The sequence below is a fragment of the Campylobacter sp. MIT 99-7217 genome (assembly GCF_006864365.1).
Lineage (GTDB): Bacteria > Campylobacterota > Campylobacteria > Campylobacterales > Campylobacteraceae > Campylobacter_D.
On record NZ_QHLJ01000003.1, the window covers coordinates 139600 to 160319 of the forward strand.

At 33.6% G+C, this 20720-nt stretch carries 19 protein-coding genes, 1 tRNA gene and 1 pseudogene; 15 read left to right on the forward strand and 6 right to left on the reverse strand.

Annotation, left to right across the window (positions count from 1 at the left end; genetic code table 11):
• The first annotated feature begins 98 nt into the window (after positions 1-98).
• From glnA to tcuB, 3 genes are all read left to right on the forward strand, one after another.
• Complete coding sequence (gene glnA / locus DMB92_RS03690) at positions 99-1529, forward strand: type I glutamate--ammonia ligase (RefSeq protein WP_142681709.1); 1431 nt, start codon at positions 99-101, stop codon at positions 1527-1529.
• A 248-nt stretch (positions 1530-1777) separates the two neighbouring features.
• The gene (gene tcuA, locus DMB92_RS03695; RefSeq protein ID WP_142681710.1) at positions 1778-3178 is read left to right on the forward strand and encodes an FAD-dependent tricarballylate dehydrogenase TcuA; all 1401 of its coding nucleotides are present in this window, start codon (positions 1778-1780) and stop codon (positions 3176-3178) included.
• Positions 3175-4251, forward strand: coding sequence for a tricarballylate utilization 4Fe-4S protein TcuB (gene tcuB / locus DMB92_RS03700; RefSeq protein WP_142681711.1), 1077 nt, complete (start codon positions 3175-3177; stop codon positions 4249-4251). Before tcuA ends, tcuB begins: the two co-directional genes overlap by 4 nt.
• Before the next feature lie 19 nt (positions 4252-4270).
• On the opposite strand, the gene DMB92_RS03705 is transcribed toward tcuB, so the two are convergent.
• On the reverse strand, positions 4271-5965 hold the full coding sequence (locus DMB92_RS03705; protein ID WP_142681712.1) for a DUF262 domain-containing protein: 1695 nt from the start codon (positions 5963-5965) through the stop codon (positions 4271-4273).
• A 197-nt stretch (positions 5966-6162) separates the two neighbouring features.
• On the opposite strand from DMB92_RS03705, the gene DMB92_RS03710 reads away from it, so the two are divergent.
• The 5 genes from DMB92_RS03710 to DMB92_RS03725 all read left to right on the forward strand — a co-directional run bounded on the left by DMB92_RS03710 (position 6163) and on the right by DMB92_RS03725 (position 8942).
• Positions 6163-7056 (forward strand): alpha/beta hydrolase, encoded by an 894-nt coding sequence (locus DMB92_RS03710; RefSeq protein ID WP_221886247.1) that lies wholly within the window; start codon positions 6163-6165, stop codon positions 7054-7056.
• Positions 7056-7295, forward strand: a complete 240-nt coding sequence (locus DMB92_RS09285) for an alpha/beta hydrolase (RefSeq protein ID WP_221886248.1) — start codon at positions 7056-7058, stop codon at positions 7293-7295. The genes DMB92_RS03710 and DMB92_RS09285 overlap by 1 nt, the downstream gene beginning before the upstream one ends.
• Positions 7292-7891 (forward strand): carboxymuconolactone decarboxylase family protein, encoded by a 600-nt coding sequence (locus DMB92_RS03715; RefSeq protein ID WP_142681713.1) that lies wholly within the window; start codon positions 7292-7294, stop codon positions 7889-7891. The genes DMB92_RS09285 and DMB92_RS03715 overlap by 4 nt, the downstream gene beginning before the upstream one ends.
• A 171-nt stretch (positions 7892-8062) precedes the next feature.
• Complete coding sequence (locus tag DMB92_RS03720; RefSeq protein WP_142681714.1) at positions 8063-8257, forward strand: hypothetical protein; 195 nt, start codon at positions 8063-8065, stop codon at positions 8255-8257.
• A gap of 289 nt (positions 8258-8546) precedes the next feature.
• Complete coding sequence (locus tag DMB92_RS03725) at positions 8547-8942, forward strand: NAD(P)H-binding protein (protein WP_142681715.1); 396 nt, start codon at positions 8547-8549, stop codon at positions 8940-8942.
• Positions 8943-9092: 150 nt separating this feature from the next.
• Here DMB92_RS03725 and DMB92_RS03730 read toward each other — a convergent pair whose 3' ends face one another.
• Entirely contained in the window at positions 9093-9473 is a 381-nt protein-coding gene (locus tag DMB92_RS03730) for a hypothetical protein (RefSeq protein WP_260604742.1), read from the reverse strand.
• A gap of 442 nt (positions 9474-9915) precedes the next feature.
• A pseudogene (locus tag DMB92_RS03735) lies at positions 9916-10635 on the reverse strand (EamA family transporter); the annotation flags it as partial.
• A gap of 230 nt (positions 10636-10865) precedes the next feature.
• Here DMB92_RS03735 and DMB92_RS03740 point away from each other — a divergent pair.
• Both DMB92_RS03740 and DMB92_RS03745 read left to right on the forward strand, forming a co-directional pair.
• On the forward strand, positions 10866-11087 hold the full coding sequence (locus DMB92_RS03740) for a hypothetical protein (RefSeq protein ID WP_142681717.1): 222 nt from the start codon (positions 10866-10868) through the stop codon (positions 11085-11087).
• A gap of 226 nt (positions 11088-11313) precedes the next feature.
• Entirely contained in the window at positions 11314-11526 is a 213-nt protein-coding gene (locus DMB92_RS03745; RefSeq protein ID WP_142681718.1) for a hypothetical protein, read from the forward strand.
• 275 nt (positions 11527-11801) lie between these two features.
• On the opposite strand, the gene DMB92_RS03750 is transcribed toward DMB92_RS03745, so the two are convergent.
• A tRNA-Leu gene (locus DMB92_RS03750) sits at positions 11802-11888 on the reverse strand.
• Positions 11889-12091: 203 nt separating this feature from the next.
• On the opposite strand from DMB92_RS03750, the gene flgL reads away from it, so the two are divergent.
• The 5 genes from flgL to DMB92_RS03775 all read left to right on the forward strand — a co-directional run bounded on the left by flgL (position 12092) and on the right by DMB92_RS03775 (position 19064).
• Positions 12092-14353: a flagellar hook-associated protein FlgL gene (gene flgL / locus DMB92_RS03755; protein WP_142681719.1), complete on the forward strand. Its 2262-nt coding sequence runs from the start codon at positions 12092-12094 to the stop codon at positions 14351-14353.
• 366 nt (positions 14354-14719) lie between these two features.
• Complete coding sequence (locus tag DMB92_RS03760) at positions 14720-15214, forward strand: ferritin (RefSeq protein WP_142681720.1); 495 nt, start codon at positions 14720-14722, stop codon at positions 15212-15214.
• Between the two features lie 269 nt (positions 15215-15483).
• Entirely contained in the window at positions 15484-16857 is a 1374-nt protein-coding gene (locus tag DMB92_RS03765) for an MBOAT family O-acyltransferase (protein WP_142681721.1), read from the forward strand.
• A complete protein-coding gene (locus DMB92_RS03770; RefSeq protein WP_142681722.1) occupies positions 16857-17885 on the forward strand; it encodes a GDSL-type esterase/lipase family protein in 1029 nt (342 codons plus the stop codon). Before DMB92_RS03765 ends, DMB92_RS03770 begins: the two co-directional genes overlap by 1 nt.
• On the forward strand, positions 17886-19064 hold the full coding sequence (locus DMB92_RS03775) for a GDSL-type esterase/lipase family protein (protein ID WP_142681723.1): 1179 nt from the start codon (positions 17886-17888) through the stop codon (positions 19062-19064).
• Between the two features lie 5 nt (positions 19065-19069).
• On the opposite strand, the gene DMB92_RS03780 is transcribed toward DMB92_RS03775, so the two are convergent.
• Together DMB92_RS03780 and DMB92_RS03785 are read right to left on the reverse strand one after the other, a co-directional pair.
• Entirely contained in the window at positions 19070-19852 is a 783-nt protein-coding gene (locus DMB92_RS03780) for a shikimate dehydrogenase (protein ID WP_142681724.1), read from the reverse strand.
• Positions 19849-20712 (reverse strand): SPOR domain-containing protein, encoded by an 864-nt coding sequence (locus DMB92_RS03785; protein ID WP_142681725.1) that lies wholly within the window; start codon positions 20710-20712, stop codon positions 19849-19851. The genes DMB92_RS03780 and DMB92_RS03785 overlap by 4 nt, the downstream gene beginning before the upstream one ends.
• Between the last annotated feature and the right edge of the window lie 8 nt (positions 20713-20720).

Below are 20720 nucleotides of genomic sequence, written 5' to 3' on the forward strand. Positions count from 1 at the left end.
TTATAAAAATAGACAAAATAAATTTATTAATTTAACCTTAATTAAAATTTTTATGTTACAATCATCAAAAAAATATATAATCCCCAAAAGGAGAAAAAATGGGAAAATTTGTAAATAGTATTGATGAATTTTTCGAGTTCTGCAAAGAAAATGAAGTTGTTTTTGTAGATTTTCGCTTTACTGATATGATAGGAACTTGGCACCACATTACTTACAATTTACACGCTATAAATAAAGATACCTTTAAGGAGGGAATTCCCTTTGATGGGAGCTCTATGCGTGGCTGGCAACCTGTAAATAAATCAGACATGCTTTTAAAACCTGATGCTACAAGTGCTTTTTTAGATCCTTTCACTGCTGATGTTACTATAGTTGTATTTTGCGATGTTTATGACATTTATAAGGGACAAATGTATGAAAAATGCCCAAGAAGCATAGCTAAAAAAGCTATGGAACATCTTAAAAATAGCGGAGTAGCCGATACAGCGTATTTTGGTCCTGAAAATGAATTTTTTATCTTTGATAGCGTAAAAATCGTAGATAGCCCAAACTGCGCAAAATATGAAGTGGATACTGAAGAAGGCGAATGGAACGATGATAAGGACTTTGTAGATAGCTACAATACAGGACATCGTCCAAGAAACAAGGGTGGATATTTGCCGGTTCAGCCTATTGACTCTTTGGTGGATATTAGAGCTGAAATGGTGCAAACGCTTGAAAAAGTGGGACTTGAAACCTTTGTTCATCATCATGAAGTAGCCCAAGGTCAAGCAGAAATCGGCGTTAAATTTGGCACTCTTGTTGAAGCTGCTGATAATGTGCAAATTTATAAGTATATTGTCAAAATGGTTGCTCATCTTAACGGCAAAACCGCAACCTTCATGCCAAAGCCACTTTATGGGGATAATGGAAGCGGAATGCATGTGCATATGAGCTTGTGGAAAAATGGCGTGAATTTGTTTTATGATAAAAAAGGTTATAGCGGGCTAAGCCAAATGGCTATTCACTACATAGGTGGCGTGATGAAAAATGCTAGAAGCGTTGCTGCTTTTACAAATCCTAGCTCAAATTCATACAAAAGGATAGTTCCGGGCTTTGAAGCTCCTTGCATACTGACTTATTCGTGTCAAAATAGAAGTGCAAGTTGTCGCGTGCCTTATGGGATCACTAAAAACTCAGCTCGCATTGAAATTCGCTTTCCAGATAGCACGGCAAATCCTTATCTAGCCTTTACAAGTCTTTTAATGGCAGGACTTGATGGGATCAAAAACAAAACCATTCCGGTAGGTCCTATGGAGGAAAATCTTTTTGAACTTACCCTTGATGAGATACGCGAAAAGGGCATAGAGCAGTTGCCACACACCTTAAGAGGAAGCCTTGAGGCATTGATCCGCTTTAATGCTTATTTAAAACCTGTGATGAGCGATGTTTTTATCGATGATTATCAGCATTTGAAATTTGAAACTCAGGTTTGGCCTGTGGAAGCTCGCCCAACTGCTTATGAGTTTAAAACCTGCTATTCTTGTTAAATGAAATGGGTTTATCCCATTTCTGCATAAAAAACCAAACCCTTAAAATATCTAGATCTTTTGACAATTTTTTTAATTTTATAAATTTATAAGCTCTAAAAACTAGCTTTTTTGTGCATAATTGTAACTTAAAAAACACTTTAAATATTAAAATAAATAAATTTTGATAAAAACAATAAAAAATACCTTATAATATACAAAATACACCAATTTTTAGCCTAACAAATATGATTTTTAAGGACTGCGATATGGAAATCCTACATTATGATCTAGTAGTAATTGGTGCTGGTAATGCAGCTTTATGTTCTGCTATTGCTGCTTTTGAGGCAAATTCAAAGCTCAAAATCGCCATACTTGAAAGCTCGCCTAAAAAATGGCGCGGAGGCAATTCCCAGCACACTAGAAATTTGCGTTCAATGCACGAAGCACCCACTGATGTTTTAAGTGATTCTTATAGTGAGGACGAGTTTTTTGAAGATGTTTTTAAGGTTACTAAGGGTCAAACCAATGAAGAATACGCCCGCTTTGTCATTTCAAGAACCCCTCAAGCTGTGGAGTGGGCTAAAAAGCACGGAGTCCGTTTTCAACCCTCTATGAGAGGCACTCTTCATCTTGGACGCACCAATGCCTTTTTCCTAGGCGGTGGCAAGGCCTTAGTCAATGCTTATTTTAGCTACGCAAAGGCTCTTGGCATAGATATTTTTTACGAGCATGAAGCCTTGGAGCTTATCTTGCAAGATAGCAGGGCAAAAGAAGCGCTTGTGCTTGATAAGCAAGGACAAAGAGAGCTTTTATTCAGGGCTAAGGCCTTTGTGCTTGCAAGTGGGGGCTTTGAGTCAAATTTAGACTGGCTTGAGGAAGCTTGGGGACAAAGGGCTAGAAATTTCATCATTAGAGGGACAAGATTTAATCAGGGCAAGATGCTAAGATCCATGCAAAAACAAGGTGCTAAGATCATAGGAGATCCTACTCAAGGGCACATGGTAGCAATTGATGCAAGGACACCAAAATACGACGGAGGCATAGCCTCAAGGGTGGACTGTGTTTCTCTTGGCATAGTGGTAAATAAAAGGGGCAAGAGATTTTATGATGAGGGAGAGGATTTTTGGCCTAAAAGATATGCTATTTGGGGCAGGCTTGTGGCTAATGAAGAAGATCAGATTGCTTATTCTATCACTGATAGCAAGGTTCAAAAAGCCTATATGCCCTCCTTATTTGAGCCTATTGTTGCAAGCTCTATTGATGAATTAGCCTCAAAGCTTGAGCTAGATAGCTTAAATTTAAGCCAAACTATTGAGGAATACAACGCCAAGGTAATTGATGGCAAATTTAATCACACCATACTTGATGATTGTCATACCAAGGCACTTGAGATAGAAAAGACCCACTGGGCCTTAAGGCTTGATAGTCCTCCTTTTTATGCCTATCCCTTAAGACCGGGCATTACCTTTACCTATATGGGACTTGCTGTAGATAAGGAAGCTAGGGTGTATAAAAATGATGAGAGCTTGTATGAAAATATCTTCGCAGCAGGAGAGCTTATAGCTGGAAATATACTAACTCAGGGCTATGTGGCTGGTTTTGGTATGAGTATAGGCACGGTTTTTGGGCGTTTGGCTGGAGAAAATGCAGCAAAGGAGTTAAGATGAGCTTAGTTAAAATTTATGAAGAAGGCATTAAATCAAGCATAATTTGCAATTCCTGTCGCTACTGCGAGGGACTTTGTGCTGTCTTTCCTGCTATGGAGCAAAAAAGAAGCTTTTTGCTTGAGGATATGGATTATTTGGCAAATTTATGCCATCAATGCTCTGAGTGCTTTTATGATTGCCAATACGCACCACCACATGAATTTAATGTTTCTTTGCCAACTCAATTTGCAAGGATAAGAGAGCAAAGCTATAAAAAATACGCCTTTCCAAGCTTTCTTTCAAAAGCCTTTGATAAGAATGCCCTTTTGACAAGCCTACTCTTGCTTTTGTTTTTGTTTTTAGGCTTTGTTGGTGCTAGTATGCAAAAAGAACTTGACTTAAGCACTCATGGGGGTGATTTTTTTGTTTTAATTCCTTATGATTATATGGTTGGTGTTTTTAGCGTGGTGGGAGTGCTTGTTTTTGTGCTTTTGCTTATAAGTATAATGAGCTATGCCAAAGCTATTTGCTTGCCTAAATTTAGCCTTGCTATCTTTATGAAAAGCTTAAAAGATGCTCTTAGCTTAAAATATCTTGGAGGGCATAAAAATGAGGGCTGTACCTATCCAAAGGAAAGCAGAAGCAATATAAGAAAATATTTTCATCATCTTACAGCTTACGGCTTTATATTTTGCTTTATAGCTACAAATTTAGGTGCTTTTTATACGCATTTTTTAAACTTACACGCTCCTTATGATTTTACCCAGCTTCCAAAGCTCTTTGGCTTTAGCGGAGGGATCATGCTTTGTCTTGGAACGGCTGGGCTTTTTGTTTTGAAAATCTTAGCTGATGAGGAGCTTGTGGATAAAAAAAGTGTGAAAATGGACTATGCCTTTCTTATAATGCTTTTTTTGGCTAGCTTTACAGGGCTTATCTTAATGGCTCTTCGTCAAAGCGAGCTTTTATCTTACACCCTTTGGCTTCATCTAAGCACGGTTTTATGCCTTTTTATCATGATGCCTTATTCTAAATTTGTGCATATGTTTTACCGCTTTTTAGCCCTGCTTAAATTTAACACTGAAGAAGCTCACTAATTAGTAGCCTTTTTGGCTACTAATTTAAAAATTCTTTAAAAAATTCCTCTTTGAGCCATTTTTCTAGCTCCTTATTTCGCTCTTTAAGCTTTGCTTTGTTGAAATTTTTCACCTCAAAGCGTCTATTAAAGTCTATATTGGATTTTTCATAAACCTCAGCCTTAGCTATGAGATCCTTATCTGAAGCCTTTGTATTAAGGCTACCTTCTAAGGATAAGATATTTCCGTAGGAGTTTAAAAAATTTCCAAAATCATTTATATCCTCAAAACCAAGTTTTTTCAAAGCTTGCTCATCTCCTTTTTCTAATAAATTTTTTGGTATGATATGCTCTATTTGTTGATTAATTTCTTTCTTTTCTATAAGCTTTTTAAGTCTTTCTATGCTTAAATCTTTGCAATTTTGCTCAAAAAATACATAATGAGTATATCGACCATTCCAAGCATTATTTACTAAAAAATTTATAGAATTGTTAATAAGATTTACATTTTTAACCTCTCTTATAAGACCTTTTTTAAAATCCTCTTTTGATCTAAGAGCCTCGTGAATTAATTTATACGCCTTAGCCTTTTGTTCGCTACCACTATTAAAAAAGACTATATCAGCCTTTGCAAAAAGCTCTATAAGCTCATCATCAAGCTCATCTTTCATTTTAAGCCTAAGAAGAGAATTATAAAAAAGTGGATTAATTTTTTTGATTAAAAAAAGCTTAAAAACAGAGGCTCTTTGATCTATTTCATCAAGCAAAGCTAAAAAGCTTTGATAAAATTCTTTTAAATCCTTAACATAAGCCTCAATAAAGGAACTCAATTTAGCCCTATCATTTACCAAGCCTTTCAACACACCCTTTAGTTTATCATAAGTATCTTCTAAGCTTATATTATAAGATCCTAAAAAATCAATTTCTTCAAATTTAATACTTCCAGCATGATAACGAAATATATCATTTTCTTCTTTAAACTGAGCCCCGCCAATACTATATTTATTTTTATGCTCTTTTATTTTTAGGCATATTTTAAAGATTTCTCCAAAGCTTTCATTAATAAGGCTATCAAGTGAGTTTACACCCTCGCAAAAAGAATTTGAATAATAAATAAGCAAGGATTTTAGCTTATCAAGTAAAGAAAGAGCAATTCCTCTATCATTTACGCTTTGAAAGGTTCTAATAGCACGGCCAGCATTTTCTTCTTCAAGCCACATTATTTTCATCTCAAGTAAGCTTTCTCTATACTTTTCTACCTCTTCCTCATTTAAATTAGCCACCTTATCAAGTATGCGTCCAAAAACCTCACATAGATTTTTTTTGCCAAAATCATCAGCTTCTTCTTCAAGCCCTACTAATTCCTCGCTTTCTAAAAGCCTTTTAAAAAAATCCCTATTTTCTTCTATTAATTCAAGCTTCAAATCATCTTCCTCATCAAGTAATAATTTCGTTTTTAAATTATCTTTACGTTTACCTTTTTTAATCAAGGCATATAAGAGCATGAAGATGGTAGTAATCCTTTGTTGTCCATCAATAATATCAAATTTTTTACTATCTTTTTCATTTGGTGCTACAACAATAGTGCCTAAAAAATGCCCCTCTCTTCCCAAGGCTTCTTCTAAATCCTCCCATAAATCCTTAAAATTTTCGCTCCTCCAAGCATAGGCTCTTTGATATATAGGAATGCTAAATTTATCCTTAGAAAAAAGCTCTTTTACATTTTGACTACTCATAAAAACTCCTTTAAAAAAAATTAAAAAAGGTATATTATCTCAAAAAAAAAAAAAATCAATAGCAAATCCTTAGTTTAAATTTAAGGCTCTTAAACTAAAAATTATAAAAATTTTCATTTTTTTTAAATTTAACTCTTGACAAACACCAAGTGTCAGCCTTTATAATTTCCAAATATTTTCAATTTAAAGGAGAAAAAATGGTTTCAAAAACATTATCGTGCGTGCTTTTAAGCGCGGTTTTAAGTTCAGCCTATGCTGATATGAGTTTAAACTCTGCCAAACTTTTAGAGCAAAATTATAAAGCTTGGCAGGTGGTAAATCCAAGCCCTGAGGTAAAAGCAAATATAGCCAAAAATCCCTTTGGTTTAGTCTATGAGGGGGCGATTAGCAAAAACGAAAAAGGCAAAGTAAATCTAAAAAGCGTGAGCTATTACATAGGAGCAAATAAAATCGCTGCAAATTTATATTTGCCAGCAAATTTTAATGAAAAGAAAAAATACAAAGCCCTAGTTATAGCACACCCAAATGGAGGGGTTAAAGAGCAAGTTGCTGGGCTTTTTGCACAAAAACTTGCCCAGCTTGGCTTTATCACTCTAGCCTTTGACGCAGCCTATCAAGGAGCTAGCGAGGGCTTACCTAGAAATGTGGATTTGCCACAAAACAGGGTTGAGGATATAAGAGGTGCGGCTGATTTTTTACTAAGCCTTAGCTTTGTGGATAGTGAAAATTTAGGCGTTTTAGGTATTTGTGGAGGCGGAGGCTATACGCTAAAGGCAGCCCAGAGTGATAAACGCTTTAAAGCAGTAGCAACGCTAAGTGCCTTTAACACAGGGCTTGTAAGGCGCGAGGGCTTTTTAGGCTCGCAAAAAGATAGCATTCAAAGCCGTTTAAAAGAGGCAAGCAAGGCAAGAAGCGATGAGAGGATAAAAGGCGTAGTAGCTTACACAGGCGAGGCTCCTAAAAAGACTAGCGAGGCTGAGCTAGCTAAAATCTCAAGCGATCTTTATAGAGAGGGGCTTGTGTATTATGGCGATACGCACGCTCATCCAAACTCAAGCTTTGCTTATACAAGTAGCTCACTACTTGTCTGATGGCTTTTGATTCGAGGGATCAAATAAAGCTAATAAATCAGCCCCTTTTGATGATAGTAGGAGCTAAGGCTGATACGGCTTATATGAGCGAGGACGCCTTTAAAAAGGCACTTGGCACTAAGAAAAAAGAGTATTTTGTGCTAAAAGACACTACGCATATACAAAGCTATTATAAAAAAGATTCAGTTGAGACGGCTCTCAAAAAGCTTGATGAGTTTTTTAAGGAGAATTTAAAATGAGCAAAAGGCGTGAGTTTTTTAAAAAGTCCCTATTAACAGGGGCCTTAGTGGGTTTTGCGGGACTAAATTTAAAAGCTGAAATTTTAGATGAAAACGAGCTTGAAAAAGAATTTAATGACTTTTTTAAGCCCTTTTTAAACGAACTTGAAAAAGAAAGCGAAATTTTAAGCCCAATTGATCGAGCCTTAGTGATCTTAGCCTCTTTGATAGCTAATCAAAGTGAGTATTTAAAGGACTTTTTAAGGACAAATTTAGAAAAAAACTTAAGCCTTATAGAGGCTAGGGAAGTTTTGTTTCAAAGCGTAGCTTACTTGGGCTTTGCTAAGGCTAAAGGGGCTTTTTTGGCATTTAAAGAATTTTTTGAGGGCAAAAGCTTAGAAAAAGGCTCAACTACAAATGCTAAAAACCGCCAAGAAAGAGGCTATGCCTTGCAAATAGACACCTTTGGCAAACGCATTAAAAAAGCTTATGAAAATGCAAGCCCTGACACAAAGCACATAAACCGCCTTTTATCAAGCAATTGCTTTGGGGATTACTACACCAGAAAGGGTCTTGATATGAGGCAAAGAGAGCTTTTATCACCTTTGCTTTTTTAGCCTCGCTTGGAGGCTGTGAAAACCAGCTTAAAGGACACACTGGGGCAATTTAAATGTGGGAAATGATAGAGGCATTTTAATCGCCACTCTTACAAGCCTCATAGCCTTTAATAGCTACCCACGCACGCTAAATGCTCTAAATGTGGTAAATGAAGTAAGAAGGGGTGCAAAATGAAAAGGCTTTTACTAGCTTTACTTTGCTTAAATTTTGGCTTTGCGGACGAGTTTAGGGAGATTAAAAGCGAGTTTTTCGAGGGCAAGACTTATTTAAAAGCTTTAAAAATAGATGAAAGCTTAAGTTCTGGCATAGTGAAATTTGAAAAAGGAGCGAGAACTCATGCTCATCCCAAAAAGGACAGATCTTAATAATCCTTGATGGCGAGGGCTTTACGCAAATAAAAGGCAAGGAAAAAGTGGCTTTAAAAAAAGTGATATAAATTTTTGTCCGCCAAATGTGCCTCACTGGCACAAAGCAGGCAAAAGCTCTAGCCTCACGCATTTAGCCCTTGCTCCAAAGCAAGATGGACTAAGCCTAACTTGGCTAGGGTAGAAAAATGAAAAGAAATCTTTATATCCTGCTACCTTTGCGGGAATTTTAAAAGCAAACGAGTGGTAAAGTAAGGACTTTGAGGGGATAAATTACAAAGGAGAAAAAATGAAAATTTTAATCATAGGTGCAAATGGTAGCGTAGCAAAAGAAGTTACAAGTGCTATTTTAAAGGGCTATGAAAATGTAAATTTAAAGCTCTTTTTAAGAAATTCCAGCCGTTTGCAAAATGTCAAAAATGCAAATCCTGATAGAGTAGAATTATTCGAAGGCGATGCTACAGATAAGGTGGCTTTGAAAAAGGCTATGCAAGGCGTTGATGTAGTGTATGCGAATTTAGCTGGGGACTTGCCCAAAATGGCAGAAGCTATCATGAATGCGATGAGTGAAACAGGGCTTAAAATCAGCGATGGCGTGGCGATTAAAAGACCGGAGGCTATGATAAGAATTATCCCGCTTGTGGTTGCTAAATTTGGCAAAGCATCGCCTAAAAATCACTCTTAACCAACAGCCCCTCCAAAAAAGACACTATCCTTAAAACTAAAAGTCTTTTAAACACCTATCAATAGCTTCTCTGATATCATCGGCCTCTGTTGACCCTTGACCTTCGGCTGAACACATAAATAATGGTTCTTGAGTTTTTGCATCAATCATCTAAATTGTAACACCAAGCGTATAGCCACCAATACCACCTAAAACATTTCTTTTATCACCTTGACCATATCTAACAATAAAAAGTCCATCTTTCTTTTCCATATTATCTAAAATAATATAGCCTTTTTTCATTAAAATTCCAGCTATTACGTCAGATGGATTAACACTTTTAGAAACAGAACTAGAAAAACCGCCGCCTGTACCATAGCCAACATAACCCGACCCAGCACCAGCAGTCACATTCTGCGTTTGTGTTATAAAAGCATACTTATAATTATCCATATTCTGATATCTTTTTGTCTTTGTTTCTTTTAATATTGCACAACCAAATATTGCAAAAGAAACAAAAATAAAAAAGCTAAACCTTACGTAACCCAACATAGCAAACCTCCAACAAAGATAAGTTGACGACATTATAATACATTAAGCTAAATTTGTATAGATAAAAATTTATGAATTGATGAAAAGTAACAATGTAGACACAAAATATTTACTGACAATTAGGTAAGAAACAACACTAAGAAGTTAAAATAAGTATTAAGAAGCAAAAAAAATCATTTTCCCGTCCTTACTCCTGCTTACTTTCATACTTAATCGCCCACACTTGAATTGTGTAGTATCAGAGATAATGAATTTAACTGCCATGTTCGAAATCAAGCTAATCGTTGCCTCCATCACATAAATTTATATATTTTACTTTTGCTAATTATATTCATTTATCTTTTGACTTAAAATTACCCTGTAATTGCATTTAGGTTTTATGAAACGCGATTTTACAAAAATTAGAGATAAGATTTTCAAAAGATTCTAAGTCTTTTTTAATTTAACTTCTAGGCTTTTTTAACTTGGCTAAATCCCTTATCAGCGAGGGTGTGGCGATTAAAAGACCGGAAGCTATGATAAGGATTATCCCGCTTATAGTTGCTAAATTTGGCAAAACAAAGCCTCCCACGCCCTCAAAAGGCAAAAACATCGCTAAAAATCCTAATGCTGTATTGCCCACGCCAAAGGCTAAGATCAAAAAGATATTGCTAAAATACTCCTTTAAGCCCCTTAAGCTCACAAAGGCTATGGCAAGGCTTAAGCCGCTAAAAATTCCTACAAAAATATTGACTAAAGAAATGCCATTAAATTTGGGATTGCTTATGAGTAAAATCCCGATAAATCCTATTATCGTAGCTAATATACTCATAAGACTTAAACGCTCTTTTAAAAAAATAGCACCAAGTATCACCGCATAAATGGGCATAGTTTGAGCAAAGGCTGCTGCTGTGCCAAGTGGGATCGTAGAGATATTGTAAAATACGGCTAAAAATGAAAGTCCGCCCATGATAACACGCACAAAAAGGCTTATATAACCGCCTTTTTTATACACTTTCTTTTCTTTATGAGTGGAAAAATTATAAAAATACACCAGCAAAACGAGAAAAACCATGATCAAAGAGCGAAAAAACACACTTTGCATGGAGGGTATGCCAAGTGTTGAAAGCACCTTTGCAAAGGCATTCATAAGAGCAAAACAAAAAGCGGACAAGAGCATGAAAAAACACCACTTGTAACATTACTCATCTTAAAAGCTCCTAGCCTATAAATTTTTGGCAAACTTTTAACGCAAAAACATTAATCATAAATTAATTTAGCTCGAAATTTTAGGAAATAAATTTAAAAAATCTAAAATACCTTTTCATCATACTAATCCCTGCACTTTTAAGCTTTTTAGGGTATTTTTACCATATCAAAAAAGAGCTTGAGAGCGAAAGAGCAAGGGCTGTTTTGGCTCGTTCTTTAAATGAGAGCTTGCAAAAGGATTTAAACGCTACTTTAAAAAGACATGAAGAAGAGCTAAAAGCCGTGAGCAAAGCAAGCAAAGAAAAAGAGGCTTTAGATGAAAGTGTGAATGTCGCAAATGAAAAGGCTGTCATCATTTACAAAGAAAACAAAGAGCTAGTTAAAAGCTTCAATGCTTTAGTTGATGAGCTTTATAAGGGGATTTAAGAAAGTTTGATATAATTTTAATTGAGATTAAGAAAGAGCCTTAATCTCAAATCCACTTTGAAAGGACTTACTATGAAAGAGCATAGTAAGAAGCCTTTAGGGAAATTATACCTAAAAATTATGATTTTTGGGTTTAAAATTATCTTAAAGGTTAAGAGGCGGACTTAATCCGCCCCTTTCAAGTGGCATACTTCTTAAATCCTTTAGATTGAAATAAAGGATTATCATGAAATTCACAGATACAAGATTTTTAAATGTAATGATTTTAATCTTTGGGCTTTTAATGCTACTCATTTTTTTAAATGCTTGTAGTGCCAAAAAAGAAGTTTTAACACAAAGTCAAATCATCAAGCAAGAAATCCCTCAAAGTCTTTTAGAGCTTAAGCCCTTAATTTTGCCTTTTAATTTTGCACCAAAGCCTATCAAAGAGGCGGTTTAAAATTGCCATTTATAGAGAATATTTGTAGTTTATCAAGGAATTATTTTTAATGTTCTTATTTATGATTTTAGAGCTTTGTTTTCAAGTTTTTCATCTTGCTTTGAGTAAAGATTATGCTAAATTCATAGTTTGTAAGTCTTGATGAGTAAGGCAAGGCTGGATAAGTGCTAAAATGTAAATTTATAAAGAAAGAAAAAAGCTTAAGAAGTATGGAAGAAATCACTTAGCTTAAAAATCACAAAAAAGCAAGAGAAATTTTAGGTCGTTTATAAACATGGTGCCCAAGGTCGGACTCGAACCGACACAAGGTTGCCCTTACTAGATTTTGAGTCTAGCGCGTCTACCAGTTTCACCACTTGGGCTTTTTAGAAGTGAGATTTTACTCTTTTTTTGCTTAAAAAATAATTTAAATCAAGTCTGTTCATTTTTTAAACATTTTGTCGATATAAAAGCAGTATAATATCCTAAATCAAAAAGGAAAGATAAATCAAATTTGGAACACTTTTTGCTTTGTTTTTACAGCAATATTTTGAAAAAGATGATTTATCTTTTTTAAGGAAAAACCATGAGAGTTACAAATAAACTGAATGCCTATAATGCCATAAGTACCACGCAAAGCGGAATGTCAAATTTTTATAAGATACAAAATCAACTCAGCTCTGGTAACAAGATACAGCATTCTTTTGAAGGTGCTACTACTTATATTGATAATGCAAGACTTGAGTATGAATACGAAACCTTGCAACAAATCCAAGATGGAACATCACTTGCTTCTGAGATGACCAAAAACTCAGACAAAGCCCTTGGGGATATGGTTGATTTGCTTGAGCAGTTTAAGAGAAAGCTTACCCAAGCTGTCAATGATACCCAGTCTCAAACCTCAAGGGAGGCTATCGCTAAAGAACTTCAAAGAATGCGTGATAATATCGTTGATCTTGCTAATACAAGTGTAAATGGACAATACCTCTTCTCAGGAGCTCAAACAGGAACAAAGCCTTTTAATGGCTTGGGAAATTATTTTGGCGATAGAGAATATATGCATGTGGTAACAGGAGCAGGCACTCAAAGCTCTTATAATGTTCCGGGTTATCATTTGTTTTTCAAAGCAGATAGTGATTTTAAAAAGGTTATTTCTACAAATGTTAATCTTACGGATAATCGTTATGATCTTCTCAATGAGCCTGATAAAACAAGATACCTCAAAGAAACAGATAAGATCAGTTCCTTAATAGGACTTGGCTATGTAAGGGACAATACAAAAGCTCCTCTTGATCCACAAACTGACTTTGAAATCAGTCCCTTAAATTTTCCATCAACTACTCTTTATGTGCAAGGAACAAGACCTGATGGAACAAGCTTTAAGAGTGCTGTGTTAATGAATCCAAATGATACTATGCAAGGTATGATCGATAAAATAGGTGCATTGTACGGCAATACAGATACAAATAAAGTTGTAGATATTACTATAAATGATAGTGGGCAATTTCAAATCACTGATCTTAAACAAGGGAATAATTCTTTAGATTTTCATGCTGTGGCTTTTACACCGCAGTTTGAAGACTCTGCTACACTTAAAAGAGCAAGTGAAGATTATATCGCTGCTGGTGGGACTATGCAAGATTTTACAAATGAAATCATGGATCTAGCTTTAGCAAATCCTTCAAATGGAGATATTACAAATTTAAATACCCCTGTAACCATAGCGATAAATGGGGTAGACTATGAAATAAGTATCAATCAAAACAATTTCATTCATTCTAAAATGACTGATACCTTGGGCAATGCAACAAATGGGGCGGATTATGATAATACTTATTTTCTTACCCAAGATAATAAAACATATGGCAATGTTTCTCAGATCGTAAAAGCAACAGGAGAATACGCCACAGAATCAACAAGATTATCAGAAGTTGCTACTGGGGATTTAAATGCAACAACGCTTAATCTAAAAGTGACTTCCAAAGGGCGTAACGAATATGATGTTACGATAGATTTTGCAAACTCAACTATTTCTTATCCTGATCCAGCAAATCCAGCAAACACTATATCTTTTCCGTTTATGAGTGCAAATCCAGCCACTCCAAATACAGGGGTCATTACTCCAACTAATGATATAAGCTATAGACAACTTAATGATATTATTGGTTTGTTTGCTAGCGATTCTCAACCAACTACGAGCATAACGGCAAATCCAGCTGGTACAAGTCAAATCACTGCAGCTGATTATGAAACCTATACAAATGCCTTGCAAAGAGCGAAATCTTTGGTTGATGTAAGTCTTGATTATGAAGGGCGTATCACACTTACTGATAAACTTTCCACTGGAGCAAGCATACAAATTTCACTTAGTGATACACAAAGTGGTCAATTTCCAATGCCTCCACACACAACTACAGCTAATGTTACTACAGGTTCAGCTCTTTCATTTAATGCGAATAATTCTCTCATCATCGATGAACCTCATGTGGATATGATCAAGGACTTGGATTTAATGATAGAAGCTGTTTTAGCCGGAGATAAAAGGGCTAATGCCGATGGGAAAGATCCAAGAAATACGGGTATGCAAGGAGCTTTAGCAAGGATAGATCATCTAAGCGAACATATCATCAAACAAAGAACTCAGCTTGGTGCAAGTGCTTCAAATATAGAAGAAACAAATAAAAGAGCCATGCTCATACAAGTTAATGTAAAAAGCATCAAATCAGAGGTCATGGATATTGACTTAGCTGCCACGATCACTGAGATGATGCAGGTGCAAACTTCTTATCAAGCAGCACTCAAAGCAAGTACTATGCTTTCTCAACTTAGCCTTTTAAACTACATGTAAAATAAAAGTCTTAAATCTTTGGATTTAAGACTTTTCATCTTTTTAAGCTATTCATTTTATTTACTTTTAATCAATATTGTATTGATATTTTATTGAAATTTAATGTTTATATTTATCATTAATTTCATATTATTGATTATCAAATATATATAATTTTGAATTTTGTTTTTTCAAATTTATTTTTTATTTTTATTTATTTAAATATCTATATTATAGTAATTTAAAGCTATTTTATAAAAAATTTTTTTTATCATAATTTTAATTAAATGATAATTTTTTTATAAATTTAAGTATATTTTAAGCATAAAATTTAAAAAAATATTGTATGATTTCTCTTGTAAAAAATAATCAAAGAAGGAGGAAGCTATGCTTTCAAAAGATGTTATTGCTTTGCTTAATGAGCAAATCAACAAGGAAATGTTTGCATCAAATTTATATTTATCTATGAGTTCTTGGTGCTTTGAAAATAGCTATGATGGTGCTGGAACATTTTTAATGGAACATGCTGGCGAGGAAAGCGATCATGCTAAAAAGCTTATCACTTATCTTAACGAAACTGATTCGCATGTAAAGCTTGCTGATGTGAAAAAACCGGCTGATGAGTTTAAATCTTTGCTTGATATTTTTGAGCAAACTTATGAACATGAACAAATGATCACAAAATCGATCAATGATTTGGTTGATTTCATGCTCAAAAAGAAGGACTATCCTACTTTTAATTTCCTTCAATGGTATGTTGCTGAACAACACGAAGAAGAGGCATTATTTAGAACCATAGTTGATAAAATCAAACTTATCAGCGATCAAGCAAATGGTCTTTTCTTAGCTGATCAATATATCAAAACTCTAGCAAAAAATTAAGAAATATGTCCATGAGTTTAAAAAGCTCATGGATCTTAAATTGAGCAAATTTAAAAAATCCAACCATTTAAAAATACTGACATAAAAACATATCAAAGTTACAAAAGAGATATTAAAACCATGCTTTAACAAGGTTTTCTTCATAACGCAAGCCTTTTTTCTAAGTTAAAATGAATTATTCGTATAAAAAATTAAAAATTTAAGCTTTATAAAGGTAAATTTAAGATATAATATAGCTTTTAAAAATTTTGAAAGTTTTAAGATAGAAGATGACTTATTTTTCCCTTGAATTTAGTATGATGATGATAGCTTTTTTTGCTATTTATTGGTGTTTTAAAGAAAAATACCTTACCCAAAATATACTCATACTGATTTTTAGCTATATCATTTATATCTTAATCAATCCTTATTTTGCCTTAGTTTTGTTTGTTTATACTTTTTTTATTCATTATTTTGCCTTGCTAATTTTTGTGCGTCGTAAGCGTAATATTTTTATCGCTTGTATTAGTTTTGCTATTTTAAATTTATGTTTTTTTAAGTATTTTGCAAGTATCAAGGATACTTTTGATCAATTTTTAAGCCTGTTTGGCTTTGACTTTTTAAACTCAGATATTATTTTTCCTGTAGGCATTAGCTTTTATACCTTTGCTTCTATCACCTATCTTGTCAATGTTTACAAACATAAACGCATAGAAACTTTTTTAAATTTAGCCACTTTTTTGTCATTTTTCCCAACGCTTTTGCTTGGTCCTATCATGAGGAGTGATTTTTTCTTTGAGCAAATTCATCAAAAAAGAGAATTTAAACATGCCAATCTTATCATTGTTCTGCTTATTTTTGGTATAGTTAAAAAGGTTTTGATCGCAAATTACTTAGGAATTTACTCTAAAGAAATTTTAAGCGATCCTACGAGTTATAATTCCTTAGAACTCTTATGTGCCATTTATGCTTTTAGTGTGCAAATTTATTGTGATTTTAGTGGCTATGTGGATTTGGTAACTGCTTTTGCTCTAATGCTTGGTTTTACGCTACCTGTAAACTTTAATATGCCGTATTTATCAAACAATCTTAAAGAATTTTGGAAAAGATGGCATATTTCTTTATCAAATTTTATAAGGGATTATATTTATATCCCACTTGGAGGTAATCAAAAAGGAAAATTAAGAACCTATGCAAATATCATTATTGCTTTTGTCTTGAGTGGAATTTGGCATGGAAATACCGTAAATTTCTTTATTTGGGGCTTATTGCATGGCTTTGGTGTCGTTTTTTTAAGCCTACCTTTCATGAAAAAAGTAAGCTTGCGTAAGATCCCTTATCTTAGTATGTTTTTAACTTTTCACTTTATTGCCTTTGCTTGGATATTTTTTTATTACAAGACCTTAACAGGGGCTTTGGAGTATTTTAATGCTGTGATTGATAATTTCTTTTGGAAGATTGAATATGAGCATATTTATGTATTTGCTTCCTTTGTAGCAATTTTTATACTTTATCCTTTGTTTGTTAATTTTAAAGAATACTGCATAAGAATTTTAAACATTACACCTTTGCTTTTAAAGCCTATTTTATTAGCCTTTATTTTGCTTTTGGTATTTACTTTTATGCCAAATGGAATCCCGCAATTTATCTATGAGAGTTTTTAATGAATAATATAGCAAAATTTTTCTTTATCTTACTTGTGATTTTTTGCTTGGTTGTTTTCGTGATGAACAAAAGTATTAGTTCGTATTTAGAACAAAGGTATCATGTTTATGTTTATCCTAAAAATGATATTTTAAATGAAGCAAATGGTTTAAAAGTAAAATTGGAGCAGATTAAATCTGTTCTTTTTAATGATAGTTTTGCTTCAAGTTACGAACAGGTTAGCGAACTTGAAAAAAATATAGACCTCATTGAAAAAACATTTACGCCAACGCCTATAAATCCCCCTCAAATAAAAATTAATCCTATCAATACAGAAATCGAATTTGAGGACGACAACGAAACTGAGACTAATGAGCAAGTAGAAACTGAAAATACACAAGAGCAAATCCCTACTTTTCAAGAGCAAATTTTAAATGTTAAACAAAAAGATGAAGAGTTTTTGTTGATAGGGGATTCTTTGATGCAAGGTGTCGCCTTGGCACTTAAAAGGGATTTAAAACAACAAGGTATCAATAGTACGGATTTGAGTAAACAAAACACGGGACTTTCTTATAAGAATTATTTTAACTGGGCAACGGCAACACAAATTGCTTTAGAAAATAATTCAAGGATCAAATATCTTGTTGTTTTGCTTGGTGCAAATGATCCATGGAATATCAAAAAATTTCGCTTTAACAGCGAAGAATGGAATAAGCTTTATGCTTCGAGGGTTGATGAGTTAATACAAATTGCCAAAGCAAAAGGTGTTCGAGTGCTTTGGTATGAAATTCCTCCTGTAAAAAAAGAAGATTTAAATGCTAAAATTCAAATTCTTAATGGAATTTATCGTAATGAAATTTACAAAAATAATGAAATTTTTATCCAAACAGATGCGAATTTAAGCCAAGATGGTTTATATTCAAGTTATATCAAAAATGAAGATGGTAAAAGTGTTAAGGTAAGAGCTGATGATGGGATACATTTTACTTATAATGGCTCAAAGATCATGTCTAAACTTTTATTGCAACATTTAAATTTTGAGTTTTAAATGAGATATTTTAAAATTGCTCTTATTTCAATCTTCATTTTGATTTTTATCAGTGCTTGCGTTTTTATAAATCAAGAAAAAGCTCCAAAAAAAGGCTTTATAGAAGATCTTACAACAAGTAAGAATTCGATGCTTAGCTATGTAGACAAAAAAGAGCTTGCCTTGCTTGCTCAAAAAATAAAAGAACATAGGGATCTAAAGATTAGAATTTATGGAGATTCTCATATGGCAGCGGATTTTTTCTCAAGAGAACTGAGAAAAATTTTTATCAAGGTCAATGCCATTGGTTTTGTATATCCCTTGCAACCAAAATATCAACAAGCTCTTACCCTTAACTATCAATATAAAAATTTCGAACTTTTAAACTCAAAAAGTGATACTTATGAAAATTATCCTATGGGTGGTATAGTAGCAAAAGCTATAAATAAAGGTGCTTTTATAAGATTGCAATCAAATTTAAATACTCAAAAATTTAATGTAGCATTTTTGTTTAAAAGTATGCAAAAAACTCCATCATTTAAGATAGAAGATGCCAAAGGTAAAAGCTTTATCTTAAAAACTGAGCTAACAAATAAATGGACTTTAAAAGAATTTAAAGATATAAATTTTCCTATACAAATCACTGCTTTAGAAAAAGATGTGGCTTTGGGGGGTTATTTTATCAAAAATGAAAAAGATAATGTTATCTTAGATACCTTAGGGGTCAATGGTGCTAGATCTGATCTATGGACAAAATGGGACATAGATATCTTTGAAGATGAGCTTAAACTCATACAAAGCGATCTTAATATACTTGCCTATGGCTCAAATGATGCTTTGTTTGGGGTATTTGATAAGGATAAATTTAAAAATAATTATAAGAATTTTATAAAAATTTTAAGAAAAAATAATCCAAACACAAGTATTTTACTCATCTCTCCTCCAACAGTAACTCAAAAAAAAGATGAAGTTTATGTTTTGAATGAGAATTTTTACAATATCAGACAAGCTATTTATGAGCTTGCAAAGGAAGAAAAAACCTTACTTTTTGATATGCATAATTTCATGGAAAATACGGGTTCTAAAAATACATGGATCGAAAACAACCTCTCCTTGCAAGATGTTCATCTTAGTATATCAGGCTATGAACTTATGGCGGATAAATTTTATAAAGACTTAAAGGAAGTTGTAGGATTTTGAGTTAGTTAAAGCTTTAAACCCTCGAGCATAAAGTCATAAATTCGCTTTTCTTTACTCTGTGGAAAAAAAAGATAAAAAGCAAAGATTCCTTGCCAAAGAAGCATAGTTAAGCCATCTTTATAAGGAAGATTTTTTTCTTTGCAAAGCGATATAAAAGGTGTTTGCTTGCCATAAATCACCTCAAAAGCATATTTTGCCTTAGAAAGAAGTTCATCTAAAAGTTCCCTCTCACAAGGCATTTGCTCATCTTTTAAACCAGCAGAAGTGGTATTAATCACTAGATCAAAATCCTTTTTTTGTAAGTTTTTATAAGTAAAGCACTCATAAATAGTAAAATCTTTAAATCTTTTCTCACTTCTATTTGCTATACTTACTTCTATATTGTTTTTATAAAGTGCATAAGCAAGTGCTTTAGCTGTTCCGCCTGCTCCCAAAATCAAAGCTTTTTTAATGTCCTTAAATTCCTCAATAGCTTTCAAAAAGCCTAATCCATCGGTATTGTAAGCATAAATTTTTTGCTCATTGATCACTAAGGTATTTGCAGAACCTGTGTTTAAAACAAATTCGTCTTTAAAATCAGCTATTTTAAAAGCTTCTTCTTTATACGGTAGGGTAATGTTTGCTCCACTCAAAGATAAATCATAAAGTGTTTGTTTTAGCATAGAAGCTTCTTTGAGTTCAAAACGAGAGTAAATGGCATTGAGCTTTAAATTTTGTATGGTATTATTGTGCATTCTAGGGCTTTTAGAATGCACAATGGGAGAGCCAATAACAGCAAAAAATTTCATTTTATCCTATAAACAAAAGCATCTTCTCTTATGTTTTTACGAACTTTTTCCATTTCCGCATTTATAGTATCATTACTAAAAGGTCCTACTAAAACCCTAGTAACTTCCTTGCCATTGACCTCCGTTTTATAGAGCTTTATTTCATAGCCATTTTCCTTGATAGCTGTCAATTCTTTAGACTTAGGATCAAATTTGCTTACAGAGAAAATTTGAATATAAGTTCCTGATTTTAAACCATCTTTTTGAGTATCTACATTTTTAAACAAATCCTTAGGATCTGAATTTTTTGCGCTTGCTGTTTGAGTTTGTTTTGACTCTGGTTTTGTAGTCGTTTTTTTAGTCTCTGTTGTAGCTGGCTTTGGATTTTCTTTATTTGTTGTTTTGGCAGGCTTTTTGTCTTCAACAACAACACTAGGCTCTTTTCTGCTAGGAGTTTGACTTTGAGGTTTAGTTGCCTCAACTATAGTTGGTTCTGGTACCGGAGGAGTTTGTGGAACAGGAGGCAAAGGCTCTGGGTCAGTTTGCATAGCTTGAGTGCTTGTATTATCCTCACCTTGCATTTGTCTTCTTAGCATTTCAAATTGATCAATCTCGCTTGAATTTGAATTTGTATCCACAAGAGGAAGATTATTAAAAGCGTTAGGATTTTCTGCATTAGTTGATATATCAACATCAGGCGGTGTCAAAGCCTCCTCAATTTTTTCTTCACTCTCGCCACCATTAATAAGTTTCATTACAATCATCACAACTAAAAAAAGAATAACTAAAGCAATAACTCTTAAAAGTATCTTTTTAATCTTTTCGCTTTTGTTGCTTTTATCTAAAATAAGATCATCAAAACTCGTCTTCTTATCGTCCATTTTATTCT

Bases quoted from the DNA above. Each gene is read 5' to 3' on its own strand.
- glnA (WP_142681709.1), top strand. From the start codon at position 99: ATGGGAAAATTTGTAAATAGTATTGATGAATTTTTCGAGTTCTGCAAA.
- tcuA (WP_142681710.1), top strand. From the start codon at position 1,778: ATGGAAATCCTACATTATGATCTAGTAGTAATTGGTGCTGGTAATGCA.
- tcuB (WP_142681711.1), top strand. From the start codon at position 3,175: ATGAGCTTAGTTAAAATTTATGAAGAAGGCATTAAATCAAGCATAATT.
- DMB92_RS03705 (WP_142681712.1), bottom strand. From the start codon at position 5,965: ATGAGTAGTCAAAATGTAAAAGAGCTTTTTTCTAAGGATAAATTTAGC.
- DMB92_RS03710 (WP_221886247.1), top strand. From the start codon at position 6,163: ATGGTTTCAAAAACATTATCGTGCGTGCTTTTAAGCGCGGTTTTAAGT.
- DMB92_RS09285 (WP_221886248.1), top strand. From the start codon at position 7,056: ATGGCTTTTGATTCGAGGGATCAAATAAAGCTAATAAATCAGCCCCTT.
- DMB92_RS03715 (WP_142681713.1), top strand. From the start codon at position 7,292: ATGAGCAAAAGGCGTGAGTTTTTTAAAAAGTCCCTATTAACAGGGGCC.
- DMB92_RS03720 (WP_142681714.1), top strand. From the start codon at position 8,063: ATGAAAAGGCTTTTACTAGCTTTACTTTGCTTAAATTTTGGCTTTGCG.
- DMB92_RS03725 (WP_142681715.1), top strand. From the start codon at position 8,547: ATGAAAATTTTAATCATAGGTGCAAATGGTAGCGTAGCAAAAGAAGTT.
- DMB92_RS03730 (WP_260604742.1), bottom strand. From the start codon at position 9,473: ATGTTGGGTTACGTAAGGTTTAGCTTTTTTATTTTTGTTTCTTTTGCA.
- DMB92_RS03745 (WP_142681718.1), top strand. From the start codon at position 11,314: ATGAAATTCACAGATACAAGATTTTTAAATGTAATGATTTTAATCTTT.
- flgL (WP_142681719.1), top strand. From the start codon at position 12,092: ATGAGAGTTACAAATAAACTGAATGCCTATAATGCCATAAGTACCACG.
- DMB92_RS03760 (WP_142681720.1), top strand. From the start codon at position 14,720: ATGCTTTCAAAAGATGTTATTGCTTTGCTTAATGAGCAAATCAACAAG.
- DMB92_RS03765 (WP_142681721.1), top strand. From the start codon at position 15,484: ATGACTTATTTTTCCCTTGAATTTAGTATGATGATGATAGCTTTTTTT.
- DMB92_RS03770 (WP_142681722.1), top strand. From the start codon at position 16,857: ATGAATAATATAGCAAAATTTTTCTTTATCTTACTTGTGATTTTTTGC.
- DMB92_RS03775 (WP_142681723.1), top strand. From the start codon at position 17,886: ATGAGATATTTTAAAATTGCTCTTATTTCAATCTTCATTTTGATTTTT.
- DMB92_RS03780 (WP_142681724.1), bottom strand. From the start codon at position 19,852: ATGAAATTTTTTGCTGTTATTGGCTCTCCCATTGTGCATTCTAAAAGC.
- DMB92_RS03785 (WP_142681725.1), bottom strand. From the start codon at position 20,712: ATGGACGATAAGAAGACGAGTTTTGATGATCTTATTTTAGATAAAAGC.